Origin of the sequence: Ruegeria sp. ANG-R, from assembly GCF_000813985.1 — a bacterium.
Lineage (GTDB): Bacteria > Pseudomonadota > Alphaproteobacteria > Rhodobacterales > Rhodobacteraceae > Ruegeria.
In genome coordinates, this window is record NZ_JWLJ01000001.1 from 637,874 (window position 1) to 662,571 (window position 24,698).

The window sequence follows — 24,698 nt, forward strand, 5'->3', positions numbered from 1 at the left end:
TCTTTAAGAGAGGCAAGGGATACGCGGTAAGAGTCGCAGTACCCAACGAATACCAAGCTATCATCGGTAAGAAAGAGATCGTGCGGGGTCTCGGAACGCAGGACTTAGCTAAGGCTTTGGTCAGGCGAAAAGAGGTCTTGCCAGAGATTCTGGCTTCGATTGGTGAGGGCTCAACGCCTGAACCTACAGTAACAGTCGTACTCGCAGTACCTACTGTGCGAAGAACCAAAGAAGGTCACGCGGTCAAAGACACCAAGTTTACAGTGCGTTAGACGGAATGTTTACACGCGGTTTACTTGAGGTCGCAGTGGGGTAACACCCGTGGAAGTTCGAGTCTTCTCGACCGCATCATAAGATTTAAAAAAGTAATTTAAAAACAAAGTGATGACGGTTTTTCGTTGCGCCCATCTTTTTGCCCACCTTTGAGCTGCCCTGCACTAGGCGAGTTCGGCCCGCAAACAAGACACTCAATGTGCCAGTGACGCGATAGCTTCCATCACGCTCTTGGCTTGACCCAAGTCGATATGACCAAAGCCACCTGCATCATTGTCCCAATACCGGCCAGATGCATCGGCAAAGTCGGCATCCAGCGACAGCCGGCAAAGGATGCCTGCCCCGATCTGCAGGTCGTTTCCAGCGACCCCGAAGCCCTCCTTGACCATTTTTGACGCCAGCAGAGAGCCCGGATTGGCGGCGATGAAGGCCGGGCCTTCAGGATGTGCCGCCGCCATCTGCGCAGACCATAAAGTGATGCCGCGTTTGCTTTGTGCATAGGCCCCCATGTCGTCCAGGTGCTTGTCTCCGGCCAGTGCAGCCAGATCGACCGGGGCCTGGGCAGCAGATGACAGGTTGATGATGCGACCATCGCTGGGCATTATTGGCAATAGAGCTGTAGTCAAAACATGAGGCGCCAGTGTGTTCACCACGAACCGCACATCCTGACCGTCCGGCAGGATAGGATTAGGTGTCTTGTACACACCAGCATTGTTAATCAGAACATCAATGCGGTCGTGGTTGGTTGTGACCGCCTCAGCGAGTTTGGCGGTCTCTTCCAGTGACGACAGGTCCGCCTGATAGGTAGCAACACCACCCCCAAGCTGTTGTGCTGCCAAAGCCAGCTTGTCAGCACTCCGGCCATGCAGAATGACGGTATGACCTTTGTCTGCGAGGGTCTTGGCCGTCAGCAGGCCGATGCCGTCAGTGGATCCGGTGATAAGAATGGTTTTGGTCATCGCATACTCTTTTCTGTTGGAAATTCGGGAAGCACCTCATCGGCCAGGCACTTCATTGTCTCTTCGATATCGGCATGATTGAACCGCAGGTTCAGCGCGACGTGGTTGATCCCGTGGTCACGCAGAGACCAGAGATAGGTCTTGAGGAACGCGACACCTGAGCGGAACCCGAGATGGATTGGTGTCGGCTCAGCATCAACTTCTGCGACGAGATCGACGTAGAGGGACTGCATGACAGGCTTTGTATCTGCACCGGCATTTGCACCACGCGAACGATAGTCTTTCACCACTTGAGCCTGTGACGCGATATCCCGCGGGTACGTCATCCAACCATCACCATGAGTCGCGACCCAGTCCGGGTTTTGCTGTGAGCCGCCTGTGATGAGGATTGGTACCCGCCCACTTGTAGGTTTGGGCAGCATATCTATCGAACCATTCAGGGTTCCATGATCGCCGGTATATGACGGGTACTCGGCGGCCATGGCCCGGATGTAGTCCAGGCTTTCGCGGAACCTAGCCCCTCTGTCGGGAAAGCTCATGCCCAGCGCTGGATATTCTTCGGGGCGGTCACCTGATGCAACACCTAGTAACAGACGACCACCTGATAGCTGGTCAGCAGAGGCCGCTGCCTTGGCTACATGGGCGGGATGGCGCAGGGGCAAGATGATGCTGGCGACGCCCAGTGCGATATCGTTTGTCACACCGGACAACAGACCAAGATAGACAAACGGGTCAAATATCTGCCCGGCATCTCCGAAACTGGGCACGTTAAGCGGCACGTCACGTAGCCACAAAGCGGCAAACCCCAGCTCGTCAGCCATCCGCACCCGTTCTACGTGACGGGTCATATCTGGCACCGGGCTACCGTGATGGGCGTCCAGTGGGATGACCAGGCCAATGGTCAGTTCGCCCGGTCGGAACACGGTATTGTAGGCCCGGTTTAAGGAGGGGAACGTCATAGGTGCCGCTGTGTCCGGCGTCATCTGCCTATCTAACATCTCACTCACCAAAGCGCACCAGTGTGCGGCTCTCGATGCTTTGCCGGACTGTGTTGATCGCCGGGTCCTCGACCATGTCCAGCGCCGAATGAGCAACCGAAGGCTTGCCTCGATTGTCATAGATATTGAATATTGCCACTTCGTCCGGAGTCATACGAGATTGATACACCCATTCGTGGTTTGGGTTCGCAACCAGCCCCATAATATGCCCCTTCCGGTCGGGGTAAATCAGGTCCAGCAAGAGCCAGTCTTCATCGGCTACGCTGGAAGGCCGAACAAAGCCCAAAGGTGCCGAGTTGATCGGGTCTTCGATCGGACGCCACACATTGATGAAGCCGTAGTGACCTTCTGACCATTCAGCGGCCTTGGCCGCACCTAATATGTCGATCAGCCTTTGATGTGCGCCTTCGGGGCTATAGTCGCTGTGAACGTTGCGGGCGGGTTTGCGGGTCGCGTTAGGGTCGTCAATACGCACGGTGTGGTCAAAGATGATGGCCTCAGTTGCACCCACTTCACGTCTGAGCAGGGTCGTTAGCTCCTGATCATAAGTGTCCTGCCAAGCGTGAACTTGATCGAATGTGCTTACAGTCGAGGGGACGGTCAGAAACCCAACACTATCGTTGTCAAAACTCACGCTGCCATTTGTGCGGACATCCGTGAGTTGGACTTCGGTCACGGCGTGCTCAGGCGAGATGATCTGCCCTACAACGCCACCGGCATCAATATGGTAGGCTTGCCGCTCAGATGCGTGAACGTGGTAGTTCACCTTAGCAGTGCGTGGCATCTTGAATGTCCTCGTTGCAATTGGCCCGATGCGTCACACCGGGCCGACGTTAGGAAGTCAGGCGAGATCGTCTTTGCCTTCGATCACGAAGTGGTAGCTGTCCGATCCTGCGGTCCGGGAATCGAGATGCGGCTTGTATTCCGGATCATTCATGAAGTTCATCGCAGCCTCTTTCGATGGCCATTCAAGAATGATGCGGAGTGCAGCAGCTTGTTCGCTGCCCTCCACCTGTTCGTGCGATGCGGTGCGGGCCAAATACTTGCCGCCGTGCTTTGCAACCAGCTTGTTCGCTGCTGGCAGATAGGCGGGAATCCAATCTTCGCTGGATGGCGTGACGGCGAGAACGGAATAGTAGGCCATAGGGTGTCTCCGGTTGGGTCGTTTGTTCGCGACTGATATGTGCCATTGCAAAATCGGAATAAACTGGGTCAGATCGGAAATAATAATTCTGATTTTGGATATAATGATGGAAACGGATACTCTGCGCCTCTTCGTGCTGGCCGCCGACAAGTTGAACATCAGCGCAGCAGGGAGGGAACTCGGGATTGCCCCGTCGGTCGCAAGTGCATGGATGAGCAAACTGGAGAAAAGTGTGGGGGCCGACCTACTTCACCGGTCCACCCGGAAGGTCGCACTCTCGACGGAAGGGCTAGAGTTTTTGCCCTATGCCAGAGACATCGTGGCGCGCGAGGACGCCGCCAGAGCCGCGTTAGGCCAGGGCAAGGCGCGGGTATCGGGCACGTTGCGCTTCACCGCGCCAAGCACCTTTGCCCAACTCTACATCGCGCCCATTCTGCCAGACTTCATGAGGGATCACCCAGACTTGCGTTTGGATATGCGGCTGTCGGACAAACAGTTCGACCTGATCGATGGCAGTTTCGATTTGGCGCTCAGGAATGCCGTTCTTGAGGATTCAAGCCTACGTGGTCGCAAACTCGCCGATGATACCCGCATCCTGTGTGCTTCACCGGAATACCTCCAAAAGAACGGGCGGCCAGAGACGCCTGATGACCTGCAGGACCATCACCTGGTGGCATTCGGAAATGATCTGCCACATCGCATGATCAAAGATGACGGTACGCATACAGACTTTGACCCAAACCGAGGCCGCTGTAATTTGATCATTGACGATGGATACAGCCACAAGGTGGCAACGCTCGCCGGTGCTGGCATCGCACCACATTCCCTCTGGAGCGTTCATCAAGAACTTGCATCGGGTTGTCTCGTCCGCGTCCTCCCTGACTACACCTGCGTTGCCGACACCGCACTTTGGCTGATCTATCCGCAAACGAACGTTCTCTCAGTAAAGGTGCGGGTGTTTATCGACTTTCTTCTCGATCGCATCGGGAAGAACCCTGCATGGCATGAGCATATTCTGTGAGGGTCAATTTGCTTGTTAAGCCGCCATTCATGTAAAGCGCAGCATTGGCTAAGGTGACACGCTCACCGTTTGGAAGCTCGACAGGTTGGGACAGTCTACTATCCATTTGCTTTCTATTCTGAGAAGACCTGCAAAACCAAGACATCCATTTCCACGCCATCACGCAAGGGATCGACACATCAACAGCCGTGGGGCGGATGATCTTTGGTCAATTGGCCGTTTTCGCCGAATATGAACGCAGCCTAATTAGCGAATGCACCAAGGCAGGCATGAAAGCTGCCAAAGAGGGGGGCACGTGGGACGGCCAAGCCGCTAACTTCAATTTTGGTTTATTCCGTGCGCAAAGAACTGTGATCATGAATGAGGCTATGACCGTTCGTTTCTGTTGGTGGCAAACTTGTCAGTAAGGTTCCATTTTGGGAAGACTGCTCGCAACATAGTTTTCGCCAAGCCGTTTTCTCAGTTCACCTATGTTTTTTACGTCCGCTGTTACATATGCACGATTCCCTGAAGGAAACGTCTCTTCTACTGTTACAAATGGTTTCTTTTTAAGCTCGAATTCAATAGCTGGACTGAGTTTACTGTCTCGCTTTCTAACTATGAAGTCTGCCGTGTAAGCTACTGTCGCCTGTATCATTTTGCTCTGCCTTCTAGCATGGGTATGCCCATGCCTTGATCATTTTTGTTAAATCCAACATCGCGGCACATGCCCTGCAAAACAGCACGCGCTCTTTGTGCCCGCCTTTCAGCGCTGGCTTCAAGGTATACTTGGTCTTGGTCCAGTTTTTTTGCTAGGACACTTGTAACCATTGGGCATCCAAACGATGTTCCTTCAATATCAGTAACATAACCAGTGCTCATGGTCAATGTAACTCCGATGCTTGGGGCTATGACATCAAGACCTTTGGATCTGCAAGACCGCGCGTGAACGAAAAATTCCCCAACTCCGGAAACACTGCCGACTTGGTTGTCTGCTTCTGCATTGCCTTGCATCAAGTCAACATAAGTCCCACGTGGTGCGATGTTGCTAACACCAACGCCACCCACACCAACCACTTCTGGAAGTCTGGCGGGAAGTGAGGCTTCGTAGTGCCCTTCGTTGCCGGTAGCAGCAATGACCAAGCATCCTCTTAGCTCGGCGGTTTTGATTGCCTCGGTCAAAACCTCTGGTTCTACCGCCTCTTTGCAGCCTGCAGATAGGTTGATCAGGTCTACACCGACTACGCCAGACAGATAGTCGATGCCTTCGATCACAAGATTTTCGTCTAACTTCTCCGTTGGAAATGTAACGCCACGAGCCAAGGAACTAGATGCGTTTAATTTTGCGTCGAAGAAATGAATCTTAACGTCTGATAAAAGGCCGTTCTCAAAACCGTTGGCTCCATTGGTGATCAGTCTGACGATTTGTGAGCCATGACTATCTTCTTTTAACGGAGTGTCAGAATGCTTCGAGTGATACACTAAACTGGGGATGTTTTTGTGACCTAGAAAGCCAGTGTCGATCACGCCAATTGCAATGTTCTCACAGATACTTGGAGAACTTACACCCATGGTTTGATGCCACCAATTCATGTGTTCCGGACGTATCTCCGGACAGATGCAGTCTAAATCTTTGTCATTTACTGGTTTCAGCATAGACCAACAGCTTCCAAGAGGATGGACAACAATCGTGTCTACATCCGGTTTTAATTCTGCTTGTCCGTTGTTCTCAGTTGTCAGAAAACGCAGTTTTTTGTTGTTTTTGTAGCATTCAACATGAGCTTTTAGTTTTAAATTTCCACTTGAAAACACTGACAATGTTGGCATTTTTGTTGTAATTTCTGTGATATTCGATTGGAGAAGACCTTGGAAATAGAAAGCTCTTTAGTTGCTTTGGGTCAAGCCCTTGAGGACGTTAAATGGCAACCCGAAGGTGGCATGTTGGATTTGCTGAACGACGGGAGAGAAGAAAGCCGGGTCGAACGACTGAAGCTGAAAGCTATTTTGTTCCTGCGAGCAGTGGAAGCTCAGTTAAGGAAGGCTCTATGCACTCCTGCTGGAAGTGTGCGGCCCGTAGCCCGCGCTGCACCAGAACTATTGGGAGTTTGCACGCAGATTATTTCGTCAGAGGTCCAGGTTGATTTTGATGCTCAACTTCTTGTCGAGGTAGTCACACAGAGTAATCTGGATCTCTTTTGCTCTACCTCTGCTTCTAAATAGACATGGCAATAAACGTTGCTTGCATAATCGATTCTGTATCGCTCTCTGGTGAAGTGGTAGTTATTAGTCCGGCGTGTAGAAGGAATAAATTTGCTCGGCATTTTCGAGACGCTCCTAACAACAGCACCGACTATTCGACGACACGGTATGAATTGATGAATAAAGGCACATCTTCATCAGATCGGTGACGACGTACCTCATCCTTGACCAGTTTCTTGCAAACAAATCCGGAGAGGCTGATCTGGTAGGGTTGGCCAATATGCCGATTAATATCACATTCCATGGTGAACGGGTCCATGTCGGTGCCATTCGAAGCCAGCTAATCAAAGTGTTTCCAGTGTGTGCCGGGAAGCCTGATCGCCTCGTCTAAGCCAAATGCGTTTTTTACATGTCTGGGAGTTCAAGCTCCATCCGGTAAGAAATCAGTATTCAAAATGTGCATCTGAATATTATGTCGTAAATACTGATATAAATGCAACTTTATCGTGAATAACCATTCACCTCTGCTCGTTCCAGTGGGAATTGAATTCTGCTCCTACGTGTGCGGTAACGAGGAGACCAGGGAAGTTCTGCGAGATGAAACGTTCAATAAGTTGCTTCTTGCTTCGCAACTGATGCCACGTTTGCCATTGGCGTCATTCATGAACCGTTGCACCAGAACGCGAGTGTTCATGCGGTGCAGGGTCATGTTGATGTGGGCCACACCGGATCAGCAGGATTGTCGGGCGGGCGTTCGTGCCGGACAGTTTTGGGTTCGACACCAACGAGCTTGCAGACCCGGCGTTGCGAGACGTCGTGATCCCGCATCTCGCTGAACGCTACATCCCGCCGTTCGCTTGGCGTCGTCAGTTCTTTCCCAGAAAATCCTTCAGGACGACATTGTCCAGCATGGCGTCAGCCAGCAGCCGCTTGAGCTTGGCATTCTCGTCTTCCATCGCTCTCAGCTTCGCGACATCGGACACCTCCATGCCGCCATACCTCGATTTGTATTTGTAGAATGTGCCCTGCCTCAGGTCATGCTTGCGGCACACCTCCGCAGCAGGCATCCCGGCGTCGTGTTCTTTGATCATCCCAACGATCTGGGCTTCCGTGAAACGGCTCTTCATGCGGTTGGAGGTTTGCTCCGCATTTTTGGCACGCTGCCGCTCGGCAACCGAGGCCTGCATATGTTCGACAACCAGAAACAAGTTGCGCATCACATCACACGATGTTCAAGGCTTGAAACAGTCTAGAGTAGAAAATGCCGCCATACTCATAATTAGTGGGGCCAGAGTCTGGCTAGGCACCGGAAAGCTGCTATAGTTTCCCTCATGCCAAAGGGAAGGTTGCTACAAAAACCCCAAAATAGAAAAGGGGCGGCAGCCACATAATTCCCAAAGCCAACAGGGACAGAAAAATATGAGCAATCGTTTGCGTAAAATCACCATTGTGGGTGGTGGTACAGCCGGTTGGATGACCGCGCTGATCTTGGACATGGTGTTCTCACGCACTTCGGCAACCAAAGATCGCCCGCAGATCTGCCTGATCGAGAGCCCGAATATCGCCACCGTGGGTGTGGGCGAGGCCACTGTACCGCGTATGCCGGTCACGATCCGTCAGGCGGGTATTTCAGAGCGGGATTTTTTTCGCGAAACCAACGCATCGTTCAAACTGGGTGTGAAGTTCTGCAATTGGAACAAAGACGCCAAGGGTAATCGCATCGACTATGTGAACCCTTTTGCGCATGGCCAGATGTTGCAGGGGTTGGACGCGGCCGAGTATTTCCTGCGCTTTGGGAATGGGGATCGGGATTTCACACAGTCCATTTCTCCGCACGATCACCTGGGTCGCCTGTGCAAAGGCGCACGGCAATTGGGTCAGCCCGAATTTGAACAGCGGTTTGGCTATGCCTATCATCTGGATGCTGTGAAGTTTGCAGGGATGCTCACCAAGGTCTGCACCAAGCGCGGCGTCGAGCATATTCAGGACGAGGTACAATCGGTTGAGCTGGACGAGCAGGGCAACGTCAGCCATCTGATGCTGGAACGCAAAGGTCGCCACGACATCGAAATGGTCGTGGATTGCACCGGCTTCCGCGGGTTGATCATCAACCAGGCGCTTGGCGAGCCGTTCATGGACTACTCGGACTATCTGCCCAATGACCGCGCCATGGCGTTGCAGATCGAGCATCCCAATCCAGACAAGATCGAAAGCCTCACGCGGTCGACCGCACTTGGCGCGGGTTGGACATGGCGAGTGCCGCTCTACAATCGTGTGGGCACGGGCTATGTGTTCTCATCCGCGCACCGTACGGATGATCAGGCGGCAGATGAATACCTCGAATGGCTTGGTGACAGTGGCAAGGGTGCGACGCCGCGCATAATTCCGATGCGCGTCGGGCGTGTGCGCAATGCCTGGGTCAAGAACTGTGTGGCGATCGGTCTGTCGGGTGGATTTATTGAGCCGTTAGAGAGTACAGCGATCCATATGATTGATCATGCGGTACGCTGGTTTGCCGAGCATTTGCCTACGCGAGACATCGAGCCACCGCTCCGAGCCAGATACAATCGGCAGATGGACAAGCTCTATAACGAGGTTCTGGAGTTCATCTGTCTGCACTATCGATTGGGCAACCGTACGGATGATCAGTATTGGATCGACGCACGAACCGAGATGAAGTTGCCGGATCGGTTGGCCGAGAATCTGGAATTGTGGCAGCATCGTCTGCCATTGAACCACGATACCGAGTTTACTACGCTATTCGACCATCGTGTTTATCAGACGGTTCTTCTGGGTAAGCAGGTTTACGATACGGGTTACGGGACTGGTATCCGCGACCGTCTGCGGCCGTTGAAAAAACCGATCTGGTTTCAGGGTATGAAGACCGCAAAGGCGGATCTTGCGCGGATAATCAAATCGATGCCGGATCACAAAACGCTGCTGCGCGATATCCGAGGCGAACTTGAGCAACCAGCCTTTGGTATGGCGGCGGCCATGAAACCGACGGTGGCTCTGCCAGGCGGGGCGCCGGCGCCAGTGGCGGTTCAGAACATGCCGAACCTTGCCGAAATCCAAAGCGGAGAGAAGGATTTGCAACTGTTCTAGAAGTTCTTCGCGTGCTGCGTGAAGAGTCTCTTTGGATGACATTTGCGGGCTGGGTTTTAGTCTCAATTTCAGGGTGTCCGTCAGGGCTTCGAATTGGTTTTGGTGACACGCAGGCGCGAAATGTCGTCGTGATCGTTGGGGGATAAGAAAGGGGATCGGCCTTGCTATACTGGCATGAAAACTGCTCAGGACGAGGTTGATCTGCCTTCCCTATTCCTTACCTGATCTCGGTGATCGCCCTGAGGTTTGACCACGAGGACATCCTCGTTTCAGGACATGAGGTCTGTGATCAGAGCCAGGCCATACTCGCGTCGATCACCGAAACCTGACAATTGAACGATGTCGATGCCAACGCCTCGCTCACCCGGTTCTGACCGTCGTTACGATTGGCACACTGCTTACGGAATATGCCACGTGGATCGCGCTTGTTAAGTTCTCCGTGCCGTACGACCGCACTATCATCCTGAGGGTGATCAGCTTAGGCGAGTGCCTTTCCGGTCGAAGCTATAGGTTCGGTCTTGTACGTAAGCCAGACGAACCGCTTCGCCGGTATTTACATCATGTTGACCGAACAGGCGCGCGGTGATCTGATGGCCCTGCATCATCGCGATTACGTTGGTGTCTCCGCCCAGATGCTCGACATGGGTCACGTTCGCAGTCAGGGGGCCGTCGTCGGTCAGGTACAGGTCCTCGGGGCGGATGCCCAACGTTGTGTCCGCGCTGTCGCCGATTACGCTGGCGGGGAAGAAATTCATCGACGGAGCGCCGAGGAAGCCTGCGACGAACTGGTTGGCGGGATTGTTATATAGCTCCATCGGGCTGCCCACCTGTTCAACGCGCCCGTCGCGCAGGACGACGATCTTGTCGGCGAGCGTCATCGCCTCGGTCTGGTCATGGGTGACGTAGATCATCGACGCATCGAGCTGCTGATGCAGGTTGGCGATCTCAAGCCGCGTGTTCATGCGCAGGGCGGCGTCCAGATTGGAAAGCGGCTCGTCGAATAAAAACAGTTTGGGTTCACGCACGATGGCGCGACCGATGGCGACCCGTTGGCGTTGGCCACCGGACAATTCAGAGGGGTAGCGGTCGATATATGGCTCAAGATTCAGCATCTTGCTGGCCTTGGCGACGCGCTCTTCGATGACCTGCTTGCTCTGACCTTCCTGTTTCAGTGCCAACGACATGTTCTTGCGCACATTCAGGTGGGGATAGAGCGCGTAGCTCTGGAACACCATGGCGATACCGCGTTTGGAGGGTGGGGTAAGGTTCATAAGTTCTCCCCCGATACGCACTTCACCCGAGGTCACATCCTCTAGCCCCGCAATCACGCGCAGTAGGGTGGACTTGCCGCAGCCCGAGGGGCCGACAAAGACGACGAACTCACCATCTTCCACTTCGATGCTGATATCTTTGAGGACTTCGACTGTACCGAAGGACTTGTTCACGTTCGTTAGCGTCAGGGCGGTCATTTGGGTGCCTCGTTCAGCGAAATGGGTTGGCCGGTACGAATGCTTTCGTCCGCGGCTAGACAGATGGCCAGAGATTGCACGGCATCGTTCATGTGGCGGGTCAAGTCGATGTCCTCGGCGATCGCTTGCAGCATGTATGCCTGCTCGGCGTTGCAGAGTTCCTGATGGCCTGGCTCATCGGGCATGTCGATTGTCTTGTCGCCGTCAGGACGATGGATCAAAAGCCCGCCGACTTTTGTGTGGCCGTCGATATCGGCTGAAGCACCCTTGTAGCCGTCGGTAATTGAGACCGAGCCGTTGGGCGAGACGATGTCTTTCACGAAGAACGCGGTTTCAGACATCATCGGGCCCCAACCGGCCTCGTACCAGCCGACGGAGCCATCCTCGAAGACCACCTGAAACTGACCGTAGTTGTACATATCTTCGGCGATTTCATCGCTCAGCCGCAGGCCCATGCCGTGGACGCGCACGGGGGCTGAGTCCGTGATCTGGCACATCACGTCGACATAATGCACACCGCAATCGACGATGGGTGAGGTGGTCTGCATCAGGGCCTTGTGCGTCTCCCACTCGGCCCCGCTGCTTTGCTGGTTGAGGTTCAGCCGGAACACGTATGGCCCGCCCAGGTCGCGCGCCTCGGAAATCAGGCGCATCCATGAGGGGTGGTGGCGTAGGATGTAACCGATCACCAGTTTGCGGTTGGTCTCAATTGCTTTCGCGACGACGCGCTTGGCATCAGCCACAGTGGTCGCTAGTGGTTTTTCAACGAAGACATGCGCTCCGGCCTCCATCGCAGTGCAGGCGTAATCAGCATGGCTGTCAGAATAGGTGGCGACGACCACCAGATCAGGGTTGGTCTCAGTCAGAGCTGCCTGAAAATCTGAATAAGCCGGATAGCCTGACAGGTCAGGATGGTCGACGCGACCGGATCGGTTCACCAACCCAACAATCTGCGCGTCCGGATGGGTGTGGTGGGCCAAAGCGTGGCTCAACCCCATATTGCCGAGGCCAGCGATCAGAACTTTGGTCATTTGACAGCTCCTGAAGTGATGCCGCGGATCAGTTGGCGTGAGAAGATGACGTAGAGCACCAGCACCGGCAGGATCGCCATGCTGAGCGCCGACAGAACCGCGTTCCAGTCGGTGACGAACTGGCCGATAAAGACCTGGCTGCCCAGCGTCAGTGTTTTGGTTTCCTCGGCCGGGGCAAGGATCAGCGGGAACCAGAGGTCGTTCCAGATGGGGATCATGTTGAACACGGCCACGGTCGCCATGGCGGGGCGGACCAGCGGTAGGACCAATCGGAAGAATATGGTGTATTCGGACAGCCCATCGACGCGGCCTGCGTTCTTCAGATCGTCCGAGACTTGCCGCATGAATTCAGACAGGATGAACACCGCCAGCGGCAGACCTTGCGCGGTATAGACAAGGATCAGGGCCCAAAGGGTGTTCACCAAACCGGTTGCCACCATCATCTCAAGTATCGCTACGGTGCCGATGCGGATCGGGATCATGATCCCAAGTGCCAGATAGAGGCCCATCAGGGTGTTGCCCTTGAACTTGTACTCGCTCAGCGCAAAAGCAGCCATTGCGCCGAACAACAGAACAAAAGCCAGCGATACCACGGTCACGATCAGCGAGTTCTGAAAATAAAGGAAGAAATCCCCTTGTTTCATCACCGTCTGGTAACCGATAAGCGAAAAGCTCTCGGCATCAGGCAGGGCGAGTGGCTCGCGGAAAATCGAGCGTCGGGTTTTGAAGCTGTTGATGATGATCACAAAGACCGGGAAGAGGGCGATCAACGTGTAGAGGATCAGGGCCCCGTGCATGGCGGCTGTGTTCAGCGGGTTTTGGCGTGCTTTGTTCATGCGTTCACCCTCACAGTTGATACCGGCGCATCCGGGTCTGGATGCCGAAGAGGTAGATACAGACACCCACGAGGATGATCGCGAACATCGCGCCAGCGATGGCGGAGCCCATATGCGGGTCGCCCAGTTGCAGCTGGAAGCCAAAGAAGGTGCGGTACATGAAGGTGCCCAGGATATCGGTCGAGAAATCCGGCCCAGCCAGCGCGCCTTGCGAGACATAGATCAGGTCGAATGCGTTGAAATTGCCTACAAAAGTCAGGATTGAGATGATCCCGATTGAAGGAATGATCAACGGCAGTTTGATCTTCCAGAAAGCCGAGGCTCCGGTGATGCCGTCTATTTCTCCGGCCTCAAGGATTTCTTCGGGGATCGACAGCAGTGCGGCATAGATCAGCATCATCGGGATGCCGACGAATTGCCAGACCGAGACAAGTGCCAGTGTCGTCAGCGCGTACTCTTCCTTGCCCAGCCATGGTGCAAACAGAGACTTAAGACCAACGGCGTCCAGCATCGAAGGTGCAATGCCCCAAAGCGGGGACAAGATTAATTTCCACGCGAATCCGACAATGACAAAGCTCAGAATGGTCGGAATGAAAATCGCGGACCGGTAGAGCGCCGCAAACCGCAGGCGGGGATGCGAAAGTAGTGCCGCCAGAGCGATACCGATTGGGTTCTGCACCAGCATGTGGATCAGGAAGAACCAGAAGTTGTTGCCCAAAGCGTTCCAGAACTGCTCGGACCAGATCGGATCGAAGAACAGGGTGCGGAAATTCTGCAGGCCCACGTAGATACGTGTCTGATCGACCTCGGTGAACAGTGCGAGGCGCAGTGTGTTGAACAAGGGGAAGATCATCACCGCCGTGTAGACCAGCACCGCAGGGGCGAGGAAAACGGCAATGTGCCAGCGTATGCGGCGGGTCTGCATGGGAATCTCCGGGGAAAATAGTGCCCGGACGCGACGCGGTGGCCGCGTCCGGTGTGAGTGGCCTAGGTGTTACTGATGCGGTGCGTACCAGCTGGCCAGACCGTCTTGCAGCTGCTGACCCAGCGCTTCGGGTGTCTCTGCACCCTTGATGGCTGCAACGGATGCCCCCCAAGTCTCGTTTTCGAGGTTCGGCGTGCCGCGCGACAGGATTTGGTAGGTCGAGCGGATCGTGCTTTCGCACTCATCCCGCCAACCGACGATTTCCTTGGCCAGCGGGTCTTCCAACTCAACCGGAGTATTTGAAAGCGGGAAGAACCCGGGAACCGCGTTGCCAAAGATGCTGGCGAATTCTGGGCTTGCGACCCAGGCAAGGAAAGTGCGCGCGGCTTCCTGATTTTCGCTGGCTGCATTCAGACCGATGCCAATATCGGTGTGATCCGAAATATAGCAGGTATCGCCTGCGTTCTGGACCGGCGGCTTGAAAGCGCCCATTTCAAAATCGGCTTGCGTGTTGAACCCTGCGATTTCCCAGCTGCCTGCGGGGTAGATCGCAGCGCGGCCCAGTGTGAACAGGTTCTGGCTATCGGGATAGGTCTGTGCCTCATATCCGTCGCCCAGATAATCCGCCCATTTGGCCAGCGTCGCATAAGGGGCAACCCATTGAGGATCGGTCAGCTTCTGCTCGCCCTTGATCAGCGCCTGACGACCCTCTTCACCCTTCCAGTAGTTCGGGCCAATATTGTTATAGCCCATTGTGGCGGCTTCCCACTGATCGTTGGTGCCCATCGCCATTGGGATATAGGTGCCGTCTTCCTTGATCTTGTCGAGGGCCGCAAAGAACTCAGCTTCGGTGGTTGGAACTTCGATGCCCAACTCGTTGAACGCATCCTTGTTGTAGATGAAGCCGTGGATCACCGAGGCCATCGGAACGCAGAAGCTGGCCGACCCGTCATCGGTCTGCCATGCAGATTTCGCCACGTCCGAGAAATTGCCCATCGCATCCAGATCGGAAAGGTCGGTCAGGTGCCCGCCTTCATATAGTGCCAGCGACGCATCAAACGGACGGCACGTGATCAGATCGCCCGCAGAACCCGCTTCCAGCTTGGAATTCAGGACAGCGTTATATTCAGCCGGCGCGGACGGAGAAAAGACAACCTTGATGCCCGGATGCTCGGCTTCGAAGGCGGGGATGATTTTATCCTGCCAGAGAGACAGATCGTCGTTGCGCCAGCTTTCGATGGTCAGTGTGGCGTCTTGGGCATAGGCACTGCTTGCGACAAGCGCGGTGCTCATCAAGGCCATGCTAAGTATTTTGCGTTTCATTTCGTGTCTCCCAGGTTGGTGGTTTCTTTATTCCTGATCTTTTCCAGCGCGGGGCGGAGATGATCATTGGTTGCGCGCAGCAATGCCAGCGCATCGTTCTGCGTCCTGGCACCTGCAGCCATAAGGGCTGCGCATTTGAGGTTGCCATCCGCCGCATTCAGCGCTGATGCGGCCAGTTCGGGTGTGACACCCGTCAGCTGGCAAACGATTCCCTTTGCCCGGGTGCGCAATTTATAGTTGTCGGCGCGCAGGTTGATCATCATACCGTCCTGAATATGCCCCAGATCTATCGCCATGAGCGTGGACAGCATATTCAATGCAATTTTTTGCGCCGTGCCCGCACCCATACGGGTCGAGCCCGAGATCAGTTCGGGCGGCGTGGATAGCAGAATGGGGTGGTCGGCCAGTTGCAAAAGTTCGGTGCCGCCATTGTTTGCTATACCGATAACCGTGACGCCTTTGGCTCGGGCAATCCGCGCTGCCGCGACGGTGTAGGGTGTGGTTCCGCTGGCCGAGACCGTGATCAGCGTATCTTTGGTCGACAGGTCGGCAAGTTCGTGACCGAGATTGTCGGTGGCATCCTCAACGTCTCCGGGCATTTCGACTCCGGACGGCAATCCGCCCGCCATATGAATACGAATCTGGCTGGCAGGTATCGAATAGGTGCCACCCAGTTCCAATGCGTCCGAGGCAGCCATCAGGCCGGATGAGCCCGCCGCGAGATAGCGCAGAATACCGTCGGAGCGAATTGTTTGCGCCATCGCCTTCGCTCCGGTGCATATTGGGGTGAGTGAGGCGAGAGGGGCGGCGGCAGCATCGGATTGCGATCGGGCCAGAAGTTCGGCGACTTCGTTCAGCGGGCGGGCGTCAAGCCCGATCGCATCCTGATGCAGCTGTTCTGTTACTGGCGTGGCCACGTGATTCTCCCCCTTGAGTTCTGCGTATCATACCTTTTAGATACCATTAGTCTACCATTATATTTTTATGACAGCATACTTCACTCTAATCGTCCTAATATATCATATTTGGTCATAATTGGGTCTTTAAAAGTGGAAATAGGTATTATAAAGGTATTTGTATGAGTCGTCCTTTTGATAACATCGCTCTGGCCGTTGATGGCGGCGGTACACGTTGCCGTATTGCTGTCGTTTGCGGTTCTCTTGTTCAGCAGGTTGAGGTCGGGGCGGCAAATGTGTCGACCGATTTTGATGCGGCATGTGCCGAACTGAAGCGTGGATTTGCCATGTTGGCAGGGCATACTGGTTTGGATGCGGGTCAGATTGACCGGGCCTCAGCCTATCTGGGGCTGGCAGGGATCACCGGCAAAGCGATGTCCAAGCGGCTGGCAGCAGTGCTGCCGTTTGATCGTGTTCGCATCGAAGATGACAGACCGGCCGCCTTGCGCGGTGCATTGGGGGTAAAAGACGGTTTTGTGGCCCATTGCGGTACTGGGTCCTTTCTGGCTGTGCAGACGGGGGGGCAGCGTTCATTTGCAGGAGGCTGGGGTCCGGTTCTTGGCGATCAGGCTTCGGCGCAATGGGTCGGGCGGTGCGCTTTGACCCGCACGCTCGATTGTGTCGACGGAGTGCAGCCAGCGTCAGAACTGGCGGACAGTCTGCTGTCACGTTTCGATGGCGCTGCCGGTGTCGTTAAGGCTGCATCCGGGATGTCGCCGACCGAGTTCGGCGCGCTGGCTCCTGTCGTGACGCGCTATGCGGGGCGGGGCGATGCGCTTGCAGTTTCGATCATGGAGGCCGGTGCGCGGTATCTGGTGGATCAGATGAAAGCGATGGGCTGGGTGCCGGGCCTTTCAGTTTGCCTGACCGGGGGCATCGGTCCGCAATATGCGCCATATCTGCCAGAAGCCATGCAACAGGAACTGACCAAGCCATTGGGTGATCCGTTGACCGGTGCAATCGCGCTGGCCCGCGCGTTTCAAGAGGAGATCGAACATGAGCGTTGCTGATTTCCTGCGCCCCGAGGGGTGGCTGGGTCAGACCGCCGGGCCGCGTTACGTGCAATTGCGTCAACGGCTTGAAAAGGGGATCGAAGAGGGCATTCTGCCCCCCAACAGTTCACTTCCGCCCGAGCGTGAGATTGCAGAACTCACTGATTTGTCGCGGGTCACGGTCCGCAAGGCTATTCAAGAACTGGTGCGCAAGGGCACGATCGAACAGCGGCAGGGCTCGGGGTCTTTCGTGCGTCAGCCCGTTGCCCGGGTCGAGCAGTCGCTGTCGCATCTGACCTCGTTCACCGAGGATATGGAGCGGCGCGGGTTTGAAACGACCTCGACGTGGTTGGAACGCGGCGTTTTTCTGCCGTCGCCCGATGAGATGCTGGCGTTGGGCCTTTCGGCCAATGATCAGGTTGCGCGCATTCACCGTCTGCGTGCCGCCGGAGGGCGGCCGATGGCGCTGGAACGCGCAGCATTGCCGCTGGATATCCTGCCCAACCCAACGGAAGTCACCGGGTCTTTGTACGCGTTCCTCGAACGATCCGGGAACCGCCCGGTGCGTGCGATCCAGAAGATCTCGGCCATCAATCTTGAGGCGACCGAAGCCGGTTTGCTGGATGTTGCCGAAGGCACGGCGGGGTTGCGTATTCAGCGCACCTCGTATCTCGAAAGTGGGCGTGTCGCTGAACTGACCCGATCCATCTATCACGGCGATGCCTACGATTTCGTGGCAGAGCTGCGTCTGTCAACCTGAAAGGCCGGGCTCATGTCCATCGAAGTTACTAAAATGCGCCGGGAAATCAACGAGATACCCTTTGCAGTTGACCGACTTTTGACCGCTGGCGGCGATGCCATTGCAAAGACCGCATCCGCGATCCGCGAACATGATCCGGATTTCTTGATATCGGTGGCGCGCGGTTCTTCAGATCATGCCTGCAGCTATCTGAAATACGCATCCGAGTTGTTGCTGGGCTTGCCGATGGCCTCGGTGGGGCCGAGCGTGAAGTCCATTTACGGGGTAGATATGCGGTGCCCCGGGGCGCTGTGTATCTCGGTTTCGCAATCAGGCCAGAGCCCCGACATCGTTCGATTGACCCAATCCCTGACGGAAGGGGGCGCCTATTCGGTTGCTGTCACGAACGACACCGGTTCAGCTTTGGCCGGGGTTGCCTCATCGGCGCTACCTATCCATGCCGGACCCGAATTGAGCGTGGCGGCGACCAAGACCTTTGTGACCTCGCTTGTTGCTGGGCTTTGGTTGTTGGCAGAGGTCAAGGGGGATCACGCGTTGCTGACGGCAATCCGAAACCTACCCGAGGCCCTGTCGCAGGCAATCACCTGCGATTGGGGGGCTGTGGTTGAAGCTGTCGATGGCCAGTCTCTGTTCACGCTGGGGCGGGGGACATCCTGGGCGATCTCAAACGAGGCGGCATTGAAATTCAAAGAGACCTGCCAGATCCATGCTGAAAGCTATTCCTCGGCCGAGGTGTTGCATGGCCCGGTTTCAATCATCGATCAGGGGTTTCCGGTGATCGCCTTCTCCTCCGGCGATGCGGCTGAGGCAAACATAGCCGAGGTTGCCGATACGCTCGCCGAAAAAGGAGCAAGGGTCTTTGCCACGACCGACCGGGTGGCAAGCGCCGTGCCGCTTCCTCATGTCCGCACCTCGCACTGGATGACCGATCCGGTGGCCTCGATTGCGTCATTTTACGGCATGGTCGAATCCGTCGCCACGCGTCGCGGCATCAACCCGGATGCGCCGCGCCACCTGCGGAAAGTGACGGAAACGGTATGACCAATCCGACCATCACCTTCGCAGGCGGACCGATCTTTGACGGTGAGACGCTGCGGGACGGCCACGCCGCCCGGTTCGTTGACGGGGGGCTGATCGCTATCGTGGCCGAGACCGAGCTGTCCTCGGGTGAAGCGGTTGAGGATCTGTCGGGCGATATCCTCAGCCCCGGCTACGTGGATCTGCAGGTCAATGGCGGTGGGGGCGTCATGTTCAATGACGATCCTTCGGTCGAGACGTTGCGGTGTATCGCCATGGCGCATCGCCAGCTTGGGGCAACGTCCATACTTCCGACCTTGATTACGGACACGCCGGAAAAGACGACCGCTGCCATCTCAGCCGCAACGCAAGCCATTCAGAACGGAGTGCAGGGGATTGCCGGCCTGCACCTTGAGGGGCCGCATCTGTCCGGGCGGCGCAAGGGGGCCCATGACGGTGCGTTGATCCGGCCGATGGAAGATGCCGATCTAAAGCAACTGTTGGCTGCGGCAAAGGCTCTGCCTGCGTTGATGGTCACGCTTGCACCCGAGAGCGTCACGCCTGCTCAGGTTGAAACGCTCGCAAAAGCAGGGGTGATCGTTTCGCTGGGGCACAGCGATGCTTCGTTTGAGACCTGCATGGCCTATATGCAGGCGGGCGCGCATTGTGCCACCCATTTGTTCAACGCGATGAGCCAGCTTGGCAATCGAGAGCCGGGCCTTGTCGGCGCGGTGCTTGCCAGCGGCGCGATGTCTGCCGGGTTGATCGCCGATGCGATCCATGTTCACCCCGAAACAATGCGCGCGGCCCTTGCTGCCAAACAGGGGCCGGGGCGGCTGTTTCTGGTCAGTGACGCGATGGCCGTCGCCGGAACGGAACTGACCGAATTCCAGTTGGAAGGGCGGATCATCCAACGTGAAAACGGCAGGCTGACCTTGCAGGATGGAACGCTGGCCGGGGCTGATCTCGACCTGGCCACGGCATTGCGCGTGCTGACGACGAAAGTGGGTGTTTCATTGCCTGAGGCGTTGGCAGCAGCCACGCGCATTCCCGCTGATCTTATTGCGCAAAACACGATCTCGCGGCTGAACACGGTCTCGCAGGCCATTCGAATATCGCCGGACTTGTCGCAGGCCCGCCCGGTGGTGAAGACCTGACCTCGGTTTGTGACGAAACGCGATACGCCGCGTATTTCGTGTCTCGCCGCCGGTGGTACGGTTGTGTAAGACGTTAGACAAACGCGTTTTTGGGAATACCCTAATGTTTCAGATGATTGGCATAGTCGGTTTGAGGGCGACCGCCCGGATTTTGCTATGACCGGGACGCGTGGCGTCTTCATCGGTCAGCGCAAGGATCGGATGGGTGCGCGCTTGCTGATGATCCTGACCTGTATCCGTCTGGCTGAGGATTTTGAGACCGACTACCGGGTAAACTGGTTCCCGCAAGGTGCGGATGCGCCGGAATTGGATCAGCCGCAGGAACTATTCACTTCTGACTGGATGGATGCGCATTTTCTCGACCAGAAAGAGTTCGACAAGCTGAATCAATCCGCGCTGCCGATTTGGGCCTTCCAAAACGACCCTTCGCCCGATCGGCTTGTTGCCCATTTGGCGTCTGGCCGCTCGGTTCTGGTCGAAGAAGGGTTCGAGGTTCTCGCCTTTCCATGGGAGGATATTGAAGCCATCCGCCCGCGTTACCGCGAGTTCATTCGCAGTGTCGGGTTTATCGACGACGTACGTCACATCATGGATCGGGCGGATGAGAAGCTTTCGGGGCAGGGCGTTTCGGCCTATCACATCCGCCGTGGCGATATTCTGAACGGTTTGCCGTGGAAACACTCGACCTGGCCCGCCAAGATCGAGCCGGAGGAGTTTTACGAGGCCCACCTGGAGAAATCCAGGGCTCAGACGGCGATCATGTTCTCGGATCAGCCTGAACTGATTGCCCGCTTCAAAACTCGGTTTCCGCAACTCATGCAAATGTCGGATATTGCGGACCTGTCGGGCTTGACCCGAGCGCAAAGGGATTTCCTGGAGCTTTACGCGATGTCTCGGGCGGATCAGGTGATTGCACCTTACATTTCTGCCTTTTCGATGGCTGCGGCCCGGATATCGGGACAGCAGCGCAAGGTGTTTCGTGATGTCCTGTCCGAGGCGGAACTGCAGGATGCCAATACCCGGGTCGTCGAACGGGTTGCTCAGGGGCCGTCCGCGTTTCTGAATCCTTCGGAGGCCGCACATATCTACTCGAAGGCGGCGCAATATCTGTCGGCTCAGGATCGCTGTGAAGAGGCCTATGAGAGTGCGAAACCCATTCTGGATGCCGGAGCCGACAACGCCTTTATGCCGCTGCTTCAATCCCTGAACTGTTTCTATCTGGACAAGTGGCAGGAAAGCGAAGCGCTTGCCAAGGAAGGGTTGGAGAACCCGCATCTTTGGCCCGAAGATTACGCCGTCATGTGTGCCTTGCGTGGGGCCATTCTGGGTGTGCAGGGCAAGCGCTGGGCGGCGACGCGTCATTTTGCAAAAGCGTTCTGGGCCAAGCCGTTACGGCCGGATGTTGTGGTTCTGGGGTCAAGAATGCTGTATCGGTCGCATCTGGCTAACAGACTGCTGCCCCCAGTTGACTGGTCGTTACAGCGCATTGTCCGGCAACGCCGCTTTCCGCCCTTCAACAACCTGTATCTGGTTCAGCACAAGGTGGTTGCGTGGCGTCCCTGCAATTTCGATTTTGTCCTGCTGGACTGGGCTGAGCTTGCGCTGGATCAACGCGCGAGACGTCTGTTTGATCAGCGCAAACGGCTGGACGCACTGAATGCGGCATTGGCGGATCTGCCTGATATATCGGCAGACGATCCGCGCTTGGTGAGTGCTAGGGTGGTTCTGCAAAGGCATCTTGGGCAGATATCGAGCGCGAAGGCCATCGACAAAACCCGCCGGATCGTAACCGAGGTACCGGAGAGCACACTGTACCAGAAACGCCTCGCCGAGCTTTATGAGGCGGAAGGGGATATCGAGGCCGCACACCGAACTATGGCCGAGGCGCTAGCCTGCGATCCGGAAAGCCCGTTTCTTCTGTTCGCATTGGGCCGCTTGCTCGAGCGGACGGGCGAGGCCGAGCGCGGCGAGGACCTGATCCTGCAAGCCGCTGATCAGGATGACATCACCGTCGCCATTCAGGGCATGGCGGGTCAGATTCAAATGCGACGCGGGAAAAAGAACAAGGCGCGCCCCTATCTTGAGAAGGCGCGCGACCTTTATCCGCCCTATAAGCGGTTTACCAATCAGTTGAACAGGCTTTCGGGGCAGACGTGATCTCTAGTCCAGCGCAATCTCTTGCCGCAGTTTTCCTGTTGTCTTGTCGAATATCAGAATGCGATTGTCGTCGGTCACGACAGCATACCAGTTGTTGCCGATGGTCAGCGCCTGCGCGTGCGCACCATCAGGCAGCTCGATCTGATCCGGCAACGTCGGAGTGCGGTCCGATAGGCGGATGACAATCAGGGCGAATGTCACTAGAACCCCGCCAATCATAACCGCGGTCAACAGCATGACCATGCGCCGCAGCAGCCGAAGCTGCGGTGTTTCCTGCGGTTCCTGAGGTTCGGAAGGGACAGTCATGGGCACCCGCCTGATAGAGTTTCATATCGCGGCCACGCCGCCGCCCCGTCTTGATAAGGCGCTTGCGCGGGATGTGCCAGCGGAAGAGAACCTGTCGCGCACCCGGTTGGCGCGTTTGATCGGCGAAGGGGCAGTGAAGGTCGATGGCGCGGTCGTCGACGACCCAAAGGCGCGGATTGTCGAGGGTGCGCAAGTCGGGATCACGGTGGCCGAAGCCGAAGACAGCCATATCGGCCCCGAAGACATCCCGCTGGAGGTTGTCTTTGAGGATGACGATCTGATCGTGATCAACAAACCCGCAGGGATGGTGGTGCATCCGGCGCCGGGTTCTCCGAACGGGACGCTGGTCAATGCGCTGCTGCATCACTGTGGCGATGATCTCTCGGGGGTGGGGGGCGTCAAACGTCCGGGCATCGTGCATCGGATCGACAAGGAAACCAGCGGCCTGCTGGTGGTGGCCAAGTCGGATGCGGCGCATCACGGGCTGGCGGCCCAGTTCGAGGCGCATAGTGTCGAACGATACTATCGCGCTGTTTGCTATGGCGTGCCCGATGCAAATGAGCCCCGGTTGCGTGGGATCAAAGGTGTTAGTTTTGAGCCCGGCAACATCATGCGTCTGACGACTCAGTTGGCGCGGCACAAGACGGATCGGCAAAAGCAGGCTGTTCTGTTTCACGGTGGCCGCCATGCGGTGACGCGTGCGCGAATTGTTGAGGTCTTTGGCTCACCCGGCGGTCTCTCATTGATCGAATGCTGGCTTGAGACGGGCCGAACCCATCAGATTCGTGTTCACATGGCTCATGCCGGCCACGGGCTTGTCGGAGATCCGGTCTATGGCGGCAAGCGCAAACTTTCTGCGCGTGCCTTTACACCCGAAGCTGCAGAGGCCGTGCGTGCCTTCCCGCGTCAGGCTTTGCACGCGGCGGTGCTCGGGTTCGTGCACCCGGTTTCCGGCGAGACGCTGCGATTTGAGGCTCCGCTTCCGCAGGACATGGCAGCGCTGTTGGAAAATCTCAGAAAACCACTGAAATAATCTGCAAAGGCTTGTGAAAAAGGCAATTTCAGCTTTCCTTTACATAGGGTTAATTTCAGACTGATAACAGATCCTCTTGAATATACCGGGTCTGGCACCCATATCCCATGTTAAGGGCTTAAACATTTGTCCAAGGGGCAGAAATAAATGGCAAATTACTCAAATCTTCCAGCGCCCACACCAGAAGGTGGGTTGAACCGCTATATGCAGGAGATTCGCAAGTTTCCCCTGCTGGAGCCGGAAGAAGAATATATGCTGGCAAAACGCTGGGTCGAAGAACAGGATACCGAGGCCGCCCATAAGATGGTGACGTCCCACCTGCGATTGGCCGCCAAGATCGCGATGGGATATCGCGGCTATGGCCTGCCGCAGGCCGAGGTGATTTCCGAGGCCAATGTGGGCCTGATGCAGGCGGTCAAGAAATTCGACCCCGAGAAAGGCTTCCGGCTGGCGACCTATGCCATGTGGTGGATTCGTGCATCGATCCAGGAATATGTGCTGCGGTCGTGGTCGATGGTAAAGTTGGGAACAACTTCGGCGCAGAAGAAGCTGTTCTTCAACCTGCGCAAGGCCAAGGCCCGGATCGGCGCTCTGGAAGAGGGCGACCTGCGCCCTGAAAATGTCAAGCAGATCGCCGAAGACCTGGGCGTGACCGAAGAAGAAGTCATCAGCATGAACCGCCGGATGTCCGGTGGGGACGCCTCGCTGAACGCGACCGTAGGGTCCGAAGGCGAAGGCACCATGCAATGGCAGGACTGGCTTGAAGACGAAGACGCCGATCAGGCGGGCGACTACGAAGCGCGTGACGAGCTGGAAGCCCGGCGCGAGTTGCTTGCCGCCGCATTGGATGTTCTGAACGACCGAGAGAAAGATATCCTGACGCAGCGCCGTTTGATGGATCAGGCTGTCACGCTCGAGGAACTGAGTACGCAGTACAATGTCAGCCGCGAACGCATTCGCCAGATCGAAGTGCGCGCGTTTGAGAAGCTGCAAAAGAAGATGCGTGAGCTTGCGCGCGAAAAAGGAATGCTGGGATCGAACTGACCCCAGATTGAGAT

Annotated in this window: 22 protein-coding genes and 1 pseudogene; 10 read left to right on the forward strand and 13 right to left on the reverse strand. The window is 56.1% G+C overall.

Features of this window, described 5'->3' with window-relative positions; all coding sequences use genetic code 11:
* Positions 1-467: 467 nt before the first annotated feature.
* From RA27_RS03220 to RA27_RS03235, 4 genes are read right to left on the reverse strand one after another with little or no spacing between them, the layout of a single operon-like run.
* The gene (locus tag RA27_RS03220) at positions 468-1,232 is read right to left on the reverse strand and encodes an SDR family NAD(P)-dependent oxidoreductase (RefSeq protein WP_039534920.1); all 765 of its coding nucleotides are present in this window, start codon (positions 1,230-1,232) and stop codon (positions 468-470) included.
* Positions 1,229-2,191, reverse strand: coding sequence for an LLM class oxidoreductase (locus RA27_RS03225; protein WP_039536896.1), 963 nt, complete (start codon positions 2,189-2,191; stop codon positions 1,229-1,231). Before RA27_RS03225 ends, RA27_RS03220 begins: the two co-directional genes overlap by 4 nt.
* 40 nt (positions 2,192-2,231) lie before the next feature.
* Positions 2,232-3,014, reverse strand: coding sequence for a CmcJ/NvfI family oxidoreductase (locus RA27_RS03230; RefSeq protein ID WP_039534922.1), 783 nt, complete (start codon positions 3,012-3,014; stop codon positions 2,232-2,234).
* 57 nt (positions 3,015-3,071) lie between these two features.
* Entirely contained in the window at positions 3,072-3,374 is a 303-nt protein-coding gene (locus RA27_RS03235) for a DUF1330 domain-containing protein (protein WP_039534924.1), read from the reverse strand.
* A 106-nt stretch (positions 3,375-3,480) separates the two neighbouring features.
* Between RA27_RS03235 and RA27_RS03240 the strand changes: the two genes are divergently transcribed.
* On the forward strand, positions 3,481-4,395 hold the full coding sequence (locus RA27_RS03240) for a LysR family transcriptional regulator (RefSeq protein WP_039536899.1): 915 nt from the start codon (positions 3,481-3,483) through the stop codon (positions 4,393-4,395).
* Positions 4,396-5,028: 633 nt separating this feature from the next.
* On the opposite strand, the gene RA27_RS03255 is transcribed toward RA27_RS03240, so the two are convergent.
* On the reverse strand, positions 5,029-6,201 hold the full coding sequence (locus RA27_RS03255; RefSeq protein WP_082025020.1) for a S8/S53 family peptidase: 1,173 nt from the start codon (positions 6,199-6,201) through the stop codon (positions 5,029-5,031).
* Positions 6,202-6,240: 39 nt separating this feature from the next.
* Here RA27_RS03255 and RA27_RS03260 point away from each other — a divergent pair, with 39 nt between their 5' ends.
* Complete coding sequence (locus RA27_RS03260) at positions 6,241-6,594, forward strand: hypothetical protein (protein ID WP_039534930.1); 354 nt, start codon at positions 6,241-6,243, stop codon at positions 6,592-6,594.
* 717 nt (positions 6,595-7,311) lie between these two features.
* On the opposite strand, the pseudogene RA27_RS03265 reads toward RA27_RS03260, so the two are convergent.
* Positions 7,312-7,700: pseudogene (locus tag RA27_RS03265) on the reverse strand (transposase); the annotation flags it as partial.
* A 292-nt stretch (positions 7,701-7,992) separates the two neighbouring features.
* Between RA27_RS03265 and RA27_RS03270 the strand changes: the two are divergent.
* Positions 7,993-9,678: a tryptophan halogenase family protein gene (locus tag RA27_RS03270; protein ID WP_039534932.1), complete on the forward strand. Its 1,686-nt coding sequence runs from the start codon at positions 7,993-7,995 to the stop codon at positions 9,676-9,678.
* A gap of 473 nt (positions 9,679-10,151) precedes the next feature.
* Here the strand turns inward: RA27_RS03270 and RA27_RS03275 are convergent, their stop codons facing one another.
* The 6 genes from RA27_RS03275 to RA27_RS03300 all read right to left on the reverse strand — a co-directional run bounded on the left by RA27_RS03275 (position 10,152) and on the right by RA27_RS03300 (position 16,179).
* Positions 10,152-11,147: an ABC transporter ATP-binding protein gene (locus tag RA27_RS03275; RefSeq protein WP_039534934.1), complete on the reverse strand. Its 996-nt coding sequence runs from the start codon at positions 11,145-11,147 to the stop codon at positions 10,152-10,154.
* Complete coding sequence (locus tag RA27_RS03280) at positions 11,144-12,178, reverse strand: Gfo/Idh/MocA family oxidoreductase (RefSeq protein WP_039534937.1); 1,035 nt, start codon at positions 12,176-12,178, stop codon at positions 11,144-11,146. The genes RA27_RS03275 and RA27_RS03280 overlap by 4 nt, the downstream gene beginning before the upstream one ends.
* Positions 12,175-13,014: a carbohydrate ABC transporter permease gene (locus tag RA27_RS03285; RefSeq protein WP_010439354.1), complete on the reverse strand. Its 840-nt coding sequence runs from the start codon at positions 13,012-13,014 to the stop codon at positions 12,175-12,177. Before RA27_RS03285 ends, RA27_RS03280 begins: the two co-directional genes overlap by 4 nt.
* Positions 13,015-13,024: 10 nt before the next feature.
* Complete coding sequence (locus tag RA27_RS03290; protein ID WP_039534942.1) at positions 13,025-13,939, reverse strand: sugar ABC transporter permease; 915 nt, start codon at positions 13,937-13,939, stop codon at positions 13,025-13,027.
* 69 nt (positions 13,940-14,008) lie between these two features.
* Complete coding sequence (locus RA27_RS03295) at positions 14,009-15,262, reverse strand: ABC transporter substrate-binding protein (protein ID WP_039534943.1); 1,254 nt, start codon at positions 15,260-15,262, stop codon at positions 14,009-14,011.
* Entirely contained in the window at positions 15,259-16,179 is a 921-nt protein-coding gene (locus RA27_RS03300; RefSeq protein ID WP_039534945.1) for an N-acetylmuramic acid 6-phosphate etherase, read from the reverse strand. The genes RA27_RS03295 and RA27_RS03300 overlap by 4 nt, the downstream gene beginning before the upstream one ends.
* A 161-nt stretch (positions 16,180-16,340) precedes the next feature.
* Here RA27_RS03300 and RA27_RS03305 point away from each other — a divergent pair, with 161 nt between their 5' ends.
* From RA27_RS03305 to RA27_RS03325, 5 genes are all read left to right on the forward strand, one after another.
* The gene (locus RA27_RS03305; RefSeq protein WP_039534947.1) at positions 16,341-17,228 is read left to right on the forward strand and encodes a BadF/BadG/BcrA/BcrD ATPase family protein; all 888 of its coding nucleotides are present in this window, start codon (positions 16,341-16,343) and stop codon (positions 17,226-17,228) included.
* The gene (locus RA27_RS03310) at positions 17,215-17,970 is read left to right on the forward strand and encodes a GntR family transcriptional regulator (protein WP_039534949.1); all 756 of its coding nucleotides are present in this window, start codon (positions 17,215-17,217) and stop codon (positions 17,968-17,970) included. Before RA27_RS03305 ends, RA27_RS03310 begins: the two co-directional genes overlap by 14 nt.
* A 12-nt stretch (positions 17,971-17,982) precedes the next feature.
* Positions 17,983-19,011, forward strand: coding sequence for an SIS domain-containing protein (locus tag RA27_RS03315; protein ID WP_039534951.1), 1,029 nt, complete (start codon positions 17,983-17,985; stop codon positions 19,009-19,011).
* Entirely contained in the window at positions 19,008-20,144 is a 1,137-nt protein-coding gene (nagA, locus tag RA27_RS03320; protein WP_039534953.1) for an N-acetylglucosamine-6-phosphate deacetylase, read from the forward strand. Before RA27_RS03315 ends, nagA begins: the two co-directional genes overlap by 4 nt.
* Before the next feature lie 156 nt (positions 20,145-20,300).
* Positions 20,301-22,301 (forward strand): hypothetical protein, encoded by a 2,001-nt coding sequence (locus RA27_RS03325; protein ID WP_039534954.1) that lies wholly within the window; start codon positions 20,301-20,303, stop codon positions 22,299-22,301.
* Positions 22,302-22,304: 3 nt separating this feature from the next.
* On the opposite strand, the gene RA27_RS03330 is transcribed toward RA27_RS03325, so the two are convergent.
* Entirely contained in the window at positions 22,305-22,607 is a 303-nt protein-coding gene (locus tag RA27_RS03330) for a DUF6476 family protein (protein WP_039534956.1), read from the reverse strand.
* Between RA27_RS03330 and RA27_RS03335 the strand changes: the two genes are divergently transcribed.
* Both RA27_RS03335 and rpoH read left to right on the forward strand, forming a co-directional pair.
* Positions 22,606-23,640: an RluA family pseudouridine synthase gene (locus RA27_RS03335; RefSeq protein ID WP_039534959.1), complete on the forward strand. Its 1,035-nt coding sequence runs from the start codon at positions 22,606-22,608 to the stop codon at positions 23,638-23,640. The two genes, RA27_RS03330 and RA27_RS03335, sit on opposite strands and share 2 nt — an antisense overlap.
* 147 nt (positions 23,641-23,787) lie before the next feature.
* On the forward strand, positions 23,788-24,684 hold the full coding sequence (rpoH, locus tag RA27_RS03340; RefSeq protein ID WP_039534961.1) for an RNA polymerase sigma factor RpoH: 897 nt from the start codon (positions 23,788-23,790) through the stop codon (positions 24,682-24,684).
* Positions 24,685-24,698 lie beyond the last annotated feature (14 nt).